At 68.2% G+C, this 6740-nt stretch carries 7 protein-coding genes; 4 read left to right on the top strand and 3 right to left on the bottom strand.

Going from position 1 to position 6740, the window contains the following annotated elements:
• Positions 1-291: 291 nt before the first annotated feature.
• Together HY058_22485 and HY058_22480 are read right to left on the bottom strand one after the other, a co-directional pair.
• Positions 292-858: an ActR/PrrA/RegA family redox response regulator transcription factor gene (locus tag HY058_22485; protein ID MBI3500071.1), complete on the bottom strand. Its 567-nt coding sequence runs from the start codon at positions 856-858 to the stop codon at positions 292-294.
• Between the two features lie 31 nt (positions 859-889).
• Positions 890-2353 carry an ActS/PrrB/RegB family redox-sensitive histidine kinase gene (locus HY058_22480; protein ID MBI3500070.1) on the bottom strand — a complete coding sequence of 488 codons (1464 nt, stop codon included), beginning with the start codon at positions 2351-2353 and terminating at the stop codon, positions 890-892.
• Between the two features lie 33 nt (positions 2354-2386).
• On the opposite strand from HY058_22480, the gene HY058_22475 reads away from it, so the two are divergent.
• Both HY058_22475 and HY058_22470 read left to right on the top strand, forming a co-directional pair.
• Positions 2387-3160, top strand: a complete 774-nt coding sequence (locus tag HY058_22475) for an ABC transporter ATP-binding protein (protein MBI3500069.1) — start codon at positions 2387-2389, stop codon at positions 3158-3160.
• Complete coding sequence (locus tag HY058_22470) at positions 3157-3999, top strand: ABC transporter permease (GenBank protein ID MBI3500068.1); 843 nt, start codon at positions 3157-3159, stop codon at positions 3997-3999. Before HY058_22475 ends, HY058_22470 begins: the two co-directional genes overlap by 4 nt.
• Positions 4000-4002: 3 nt before the next feature.
• Here the strand turns inward: HY058_22470 and cobT are convergent, their stop codons facing one another.
• Positions 4003-5028, bottom strand: a complete 1026-nt coding sequence (gene cobT / locus HY058_22465) for a nicotinate-nucleotide--dimethylbenzimidazole phosphoribosyltransferase (protein ID MBI3500067.1) — start codon at positions 5026-5028, stop codon at positions 4003-4005.
• 81 nt (positions 5029-5109) lie between these two features.
• Between cobT and cobS the strand changes: the two genes are divergently transcribed.
• Both cobS and HY058_22455 read left to right on the top strand, forming a co-directional pair.
• Positions 5110-5877: an adenosylcobinamide-GDP ribazoletransferase gene (gene cobS, locus HY058_22460; protein MBI3500066.1), complete on the top strand. Its 768-nt coding sequence runs from the start codon at positions 5110-5112 to the stop codon at positions 5875-5877.
• Positions 5874-6497: a histidine phosphatase family protein gene (locus HY058_22455; GenBank protein MBI3500065.1), complete on the top strand. Its 624-nt coding sequence runs from the start codon at positions 5874-5876 to the stop codon at positions 6495-6497. Before cobS ends, HY058_22455 begins: the two co-directional genes overlap by 4 nt.
• Positions 6498-6740: the final 243 nt, after the last annotated feature.

The following is a 6740-nucleotide window of genomic DNA, read 5'->3' as shown; positions in this document are numbered from 1 at the left end:
CCCCCGCAGCGCCCGCCTAGAATCACCGCCGCCCAGGCTCCGCCGCCAAAGCCGTTGTAGTGCAGACCTGCAATATCCAGCCTCAGCAAAATCAATCACTTGGAACCTTCAAACATCGCCAATCCGCGAAGATCGGCTAGCGGCGCGCGCGCTCTCCGCAGTTCCGTTCCATCATTCGTCATGCGCGGGCTCGACCCGCGCATCCATGTCGTGTCGCCGCGCGATCAAAGACGTGGATGCCCGGAACAAGTCCGGGCATGACGACGAATAGAGAACGTAGAGACTCGGCGCTCAGTCCTTGGGCGCGTGCTTGGAGAGGATGCGCTGCAAGGTGCGGCGATGCATGCGCAGGCGCCGGGCGGTCTCCGAGACGTTGCGGTCGCATTGCTCGAAGACGCGCTGGATGTGCTCCCAGCGCACCCGGTCGGCGGACATCGGGTTTTCCGGCGGTTCCGGCAGCGGGTTCTCGCGGGCGAGCAGCGCTGCCTCGATCGAGTCGGCGTCGGCCGGCTTCGGCAGGTAATCCACCGCGCCGGCTTTGACCGCGGCCACCGCCGTTGCGATGTTGCCGTAGCCGGTCAGCACCACCACGCGAACCTCGGGCCGGGCAGCCCGGAGCGCCGCCACCACGTCGAGCCCGTTGCCGTCGGCCAGGCGCAGATCCACCACCGCGAAAGCCGGCGCCGAGGCGCCGGCGGCGGCAATCCCGGCGGCCGCACTCTCGGCGGTGGCGACGAGAAAGCCCCGACGCTCCAGCGCCCGGGCCAGCCGCGCGCGCAAGGGCTCGTCGTCATCGACGATCAGCAGGCTGCGATCGCCCGCCAAGGGATTGCTCTCGCTCCGACGCCCCTCGCTCATGCCGCCTCTTTCCAGTCCACCTTGCCGCCGGTCAGCCTGCTTCCAAGCGCGCCCTCGGCCAGCGAATGACCACGCGCGCCCCACCTTCGGGCCGATTGGCGAAGTCCACCGTGGCCCCGGTCCGGCCCAGGAGATTGAGGGCGATGAACACGCCCAGACCCATATGGGTGTCCCGCTCGTCGCGATTGGAGAGATAGGGCTCACCCAGATTCTGCAGCACGCTCATCGGGAACCCGGGTCCGTCGTCGAGGATGGTAATGAGGGCCTCGCTCTCAGTCCAGGAGGTGACCACGCTGATCCGGCTCTGGGCGAACTGCAAGGCGTTCTGCAGCAGATTGGCAAGCCCGTTGATCAGCTCCGGGCTGCGCCGCACCACCGGCTCCGCACCCGCGGCGGCCTCGGGGTCCAAGGCATATTCGATGTCGATCTCGTCGCCTTCATGGGGCAAGGCCGCGAGCTCGACCACGGCGGAGAGCGGCAGGCGCTGCAAGGGCGAGGCGCTGTCGCCCTCCGGCAGCCGCGACAGGCGGGCCAGAATGTCGCGGCAGCGGTCGCTTTGGCTCACCAGCAAGGCGATGTCCTCGCCGACCTGGCCGTCCGCGGGCAGATCGCGCTGCAGCTCCTTGGCGACGACCGCGATGGTGGACAAGGGGCTGCCGAGCTCGTGCGCCGCCGCAGCGGCGAGTGCCCCCACCGCCGACAGCCGCTGCTCGCGGGCGAGTGCGAGCTGGGTGGCGGAGAGCGCATCCGACATGCGCCGAGCCTCCTCGGACACGGTCAGCGTATTGCCGACGATGATGAGAATCGCCAGCACGATGGCGACCCAGCTGCCGACGATGAGCATGAGCGGCGGCGTCGGCGGCGGGCCGTCCCAAGGCAAGGGCAGATGCCAGATGGCGAGCAAGGTCACCAGAAGTGCTGCCAAAAGCGAGAGCGCGAGGGTGCTGCGCTGGGAGAGGATGGTCGCCGAGATGGTGACCGGTCCCAGCATCAGAAGCGAAAACGGATTATCGAGGCCGCCGGTCAGAAACAGCAGCATCGCCAGCTGCATGGAGTCGTAGACGAGAAACAACGTCGCCTGCCGGTCGTCGAGCCGGCCGCCCAGCGGCGGAAACAGCATGACCGCGAGGTTGAGCAGCACCGAGGCGCCGACCACGGCGAAGGCCGGCGCCAGCAGCACGTTGAAGCCGAGCCCGAAGTCTACGACCAGGAGGGTTGCCGCCTGTCCGGCAACGGCGATCCAGCGGATGAGCACGATCGTGCGCAGCCGAACCGGGCCGGGGGAGCGGACCTCCGTTGCCGCACGCAGGCCGGTGGGCGCGTCCTCCCCGCGCCCGGGCTTGGCCGCCGCCGCATTTGTGGCCGTCGTCTCGCTCACCTTGTCCGGCACCTCCTCGCCTCTCCCGAGAGCCAACACCCAAGCCCGTCCGCGCGCAAGCCGCGCCTCGCGATAGAGCCGGACGGCGTCGGCTCGTCCGCTCCGTTCGCGTGGCATCGACCGCCGGCAAACCTTATAGTCGGCCCCCTCATGTCTCGAGCCGCGATCGAAGTCTTGCGTTTGACCAAGAGCTTCGCCGCCGTCACCGCGGTGGACGATGTGTCCTTCGTCGTGCCCATGGGCGCCACCATCGGGCTGTTGGGCGGCAATGGCGCCGGCAAGACCACGACGCTTTCGATGCTGCTCGGCTTGCTGGAGCCGAGCGCCGGCCGGATCACCGTGCTCGGAGAGGACATGCTGCGCCGGCCGGCGGCGGTGCTGCCGCGCATGAACTTTTCCAGCCCCTATGTCGATCTGCCGCATCGGCTGACGGTGCGCCAGAACCTGACCGTATACGGGCTCCTCTACGGCATCCGGCACATCCGGCGGCGCATCGACGCGCTCGCGGCCGATCTCGGTCTCGCGGATCTCCTCGAGCGCCAGACCGGCACGCTGTCGGCCGGGCAGAAGACCCGCGCCCAGCTCGCCAAGGCGCTGATCAACGAGCCGTCGCTGCTGCTGTTCGACGAGCCGACGGCATCGCTTGATCCCGATACCGGCGACTGGGTGCGCGGCTATCTCGAAACCTATCGCCGTCGTGTCGGCGCCACGCTCCTCATCGCCTCCCACAATATGGGCGAGGTCGAGCGCCTGTGCGACCATGTGCTGATGATGCGCGCCGGACGCATCGTCGATGAAGGCGCCCCCGCCGACCTCGTCCGCCGCTACGGCAGGCAGACGCTGGAGCAGGTCTTCCTCGACATCGCGCGCCGGCCCGACGAGGCGGCCCCGACAGCCGCGCCAAGACCGGCGGCCGCGCAATGACCGCCATCGAATCCCTGGGCCGGATCCAGCAGTCCGCACCGGTCGGCTTCTCCGCCCGCCGCGTCGGCGCCATGGTGCTGCGTCATCTTTATCTCCTGCGCGGCTCCTGGGTCAGGCTCGCCGAGCTCGCCTATTGGCCGCTGATGCAGATGGTCGTCTGGGGCTTCATCACCCAGTTCTTCATGACCAATTCCAACTGGGTGGCGCAGGCGACGGGGGTCCTCTTGGCCGCCGCCCTGCTCTGGGACGTGCTGTTCAGGAGCCAGCTCGGCGTCTCCATGTCGTTCCTGGAGGAGCTGTGGAGCCGCAATCTCGGCAATCTCTTCGTCACACCCTTGAAGCCCTACGAGTTCGGCATCTCGCTCCTGGTGATGAGCGTGATCCGCACGCTCCTCGGCATGCTGCCGGCGGCCTTGCTCGCCATCCCGCTCTATCACTATTCGGTGTTCACGCTCGGCTTGCCGCTCATCGCCTTCTTTAGCTGCCTCATGGCGATGGGCTGGTCGATCGGGCTCGCGGTCTCGGGCCTCGTGCTGCGCTACGGCATGGGCGCGGAGAGCCTCGCCTGGGTCACCATCTTCGCCTTCGCCCCGGTGAGCGGCGTCTACTATCCCATCTCGGTGCTGCCGGGCTGGCTGCAATACGTGGCATGGGCGACGCCGTCCGCCTATGTGTTCGAAGGCATGCGCGCCGTGCTGTTTCAGAACCAGTTCCGCTGGGATCTGCTGGCGGGCGCGGTCGTCGTCGACGGGCTTTATATGGTTGCCGGAATCTGGTGCTTCCTCCTGGGCTTCGCCCATGCCCGGCGCGCCGGCAAGCTGCTGCAGCAGGGCGAGTGACAGCTAAACGCCGTCCTTCCCGCTGACGCCCGCCTCGGCGAAGGTGGCCATGCCGGTGTGGCAGGCGACCGCCGCCTTGAGCACGCCCAAGGCCAAGGTGGCGCCCGAGGCTTCGCCCAGCCGCATGCCGAAATTGAACAGCGCGTTCTTGCCGAGCTTGGCCAGCAACCGCGCATGTCCCGGCTCGGCCGATACATGGGCGACGATGCAGTGGTCGAGCACGTGGCGGTCGAGCTGGAACAAGCAGGCCGCCGCCGCGGTGCAGGCAAAGCCGTCGAGCACCACCGGCGTGCGCGCCTGCCTTGCGGCGATGATGGCACCCGCGATCGCGGCCAGCTCGAACCCGCCGAGGCGGGCCATCAGCTGTAGCCCGTCGGCGCCTTGCCTATGGCGCGAAACGCCCGCTTCGACCACCCGGCGTTTATGCTCGAGCTGGGGACCGGTGACGCCGGTGCCGGGGCCGACCCAGTCCTTGGCCTCGCCGCCGAACAGCGCGAAGGCCAGGGCCGCAGCCGAGGTCGTATTGGCGATGCCCATCTCGCCCAAGCACAAGGCATCGAGACCGGGCTCCACCGCCATCATGCCGTAGACCATCGCCTTAGCGCATTCCTCCTCCTCCATCGCCGACGCCAGGGTGAAGTCGCGGGTCGGTGTTTCCAGGGCCAGCTCGTAGACCTTAAGGTCGGCATCGAAGATACGGCAGAGCTGATTCACCGCCGCCCCGCCGGCGACGAAATTCTTCACCATCTCGGCGGTGACGGCGGCGGGAAAGGCGGAGACTCCCTGGGCGGCGACACCGTGATTACCGGCGAACACCGCTGTCCGCGGGTGGTCGAGCCGGGGCGGATGGCGGCCTTGCCAGGTGGCCAGCCATTCCGCCAGCTCCTCGAGCCGGCCCAAGGCACCCGGCGGCTTGGTCAGCTGGCCTTCGCGCTCTGCGGTGGCACGGGCCGCGTCCAGGTCGGCGCCGGGCAGCTCATTCAGCATGCCGCGGATCTCGGCGAGCGAAGCGACGGCAGTATCGGTCATTGGGGCTCCGGGGATCGGGGGTTCAACCGGCGGCCAATATCTCCTATAACCCGGGCCCGGCCCCAAGCGAAAACGCCTGCCATGACCCAATACAACCGCGTGAACGGCTGGCGCGACGAGCTCCTCATCGCCGCTCTCTTCCTGACGCGGTTGCCGATTCGCCGCGAAGGCGCGATTCCCGACGGTGCGCTTGCAGAGGCGGCACGGGCCTTTCCCGTCATCGGCGCCGGTGTCGGTCTCGTGGGCGGGCTGGCTTTCGCGATTGCCCTCTATCTCAATCTGCCGCCGCTGGCGGCGGGCTTCTTGGTGGTGGCGACGACCACAGCTCTCACCGGCGCCTTGCATGAGGACGGGCTTGCCGACAGCGCCGACGGCCTCATCGGCGGGGATACGACAGAACGTCGGCTCGAGATCATGCGCGACAGCCAGACCGGCGTGTTCGGCGTCCTGGCGCTGGTTTTTACGGTCGGACTGCGCGCCGCAGCCCTGGCCTCGCTGCCGCAGGCGATGGCCGCCGCCGCCCTCATCGCCGCCCATGCCGCCTCCCGCGCTCTGTTGCCCGCGGTGATGATCCATCTCGAGCCCGCCCGCACCGACGGCCTCGCCGCCGACGCCGGGCGGCCGAGCGAGACGTCCATGCGCTGGTCGCTCGCCATCGGCGCCGTCGTGGCGCTGGCATCTCTCGGCGTGGTCTCGGCCGTCCTTGCGCTTGCCGCAGCACTCGCCGTGGTGGCGGCGATGGCGAGGCTGGCGCGCCGGCGCATCGGTGGCTATACCGGGGACGTCTTGGGCGCCTGCCAGCAACTTGCCGAGGTGGTCATGCTTTTGGTCGCGGCGGCCCTATCATGAGCCGTGTCACCCGCTGGTGGTGGATCCGCCATGCTCCGGTCACCGCCAATGAGGGCCGCTGCTACGGCCAGACGGATTTTCCGGCGGATTGCGGCAAGCGCGAGCACTTCGAAGCGCTGGCGAAGCTGCTGCCGCGGAAATCCGTATGGATCGTCTCGCCGCTCAGGCGCACCCATGATACCGCCCGCGCCATCGCCGAAGCCGGCTTCCCGGTGCCCGAGCCGATCGTCGAGAAGGATCTGATCGAGCAGCATTTCGGCAATTGGCAGGGCCGCACCTATGAGGAGCTGAGAGCGAGTCCGGAATCGGGATACCACCGATTCTGGCTGGCGCCGGCGGCAACCGTGCCGCCCGGCGGGGAGAGCTTCGAGCATGTGATGGGCCGGGTCGCGATGGCGATCGAGCGCCTGAATGTGACCCATGCCGGTCGCGACATCGTCGCCGTCACCCATGGCGGCACCATCCGCGCCGCCGTCGCCCATGCCCTCCGGCTCGACCCGGAAGCAGCCCTCCGGCTCGAGATCCACAACACGCATCTGACCCAGCTCGAACATTTCGCCCAGACCGACCGGCAGCCCCCGGCCTGGCGCGCGCTCGGCATCAATCTGCCGCCCAGGTGAGGACCAATTTCGTCGTCATGGCCGGGCGGGTCCCACCGCTGTCCGGTCAAACGTTTTGCGCATCGAGGCGACGCAATTGCAGTCGCCAGCATAATTTTAAGCCGTCATGCGCGGGCTCACATGAGGGTGTTGTCGTCAAGGGGTCATTTGGCTCTCCGTCTTTTAGATCCTGGAGCGAGCCTGTTGTCAGCCACGGCGTCGATGCCGTGGAACCTCACATCCGGTCGCCGCTGTTTGCGGCTG

It is taken from the genome of Pseudomonadota bacterium (assembly GCA_016195085.1).
GTDB lineage: Bacteria > Pseudomonadota > Alphaproteobacteria > SHVZ01 > SHVZ01 > JACQAG01.
Note: the sequence above shows the minus strand (reverse complement) of the source record. Positions and strands in the feature narration are given on the sequence as shown.

Coding starts and splice junctions, on each gene's coding strand:
- cobT (MBI3500067.1), bottom strand. CDS start 5,028: ATGACCGATACTGCCGTCGCTTCGCTCGCCGAGATCCGCGGCATGCTG.
- HY058_22485 (MBI3500071.1), bottom strand. CDS start 858: ATGAGCGAGGGGCGTCGGAGCGAGAGCAATCCCTTGGCGGGCGATCGC.
- HY058_22470 (MBI3500068.1), top strand. CDS start 3,157: ATGACCGCCATCGAATCCCTGGGCCGGATCCAGCAGTCCGCACCGGTC.
- HY058_22475 (MBI3500069.1), top strand. CDS start 2,387: ATGTCTCGAGCCGCGATCGAAGTCTTGCGTTTGACCAAGAGCTTCGCC.
- HY058_22455 (MBI3500065.1), top strand. CDS start 5,874: ATGAGCCGTGTCACCCGCTGGTGGTGGATCCGCCATGCTCCGGTCACC.
- HY058_22480 (MBI3500070.1), bottom strand. CDS start 2,353: ATGCCACGCGAACGGAGCGGACGAGCCGACGCCGTCCGGCTCTATCGC.
- cobS (MBI3500066.1), top strand. CDS start 5,110: ATGACCCAATACAACCGCGTGAACGGCTGGCGCGACGAGCTCCTCATC.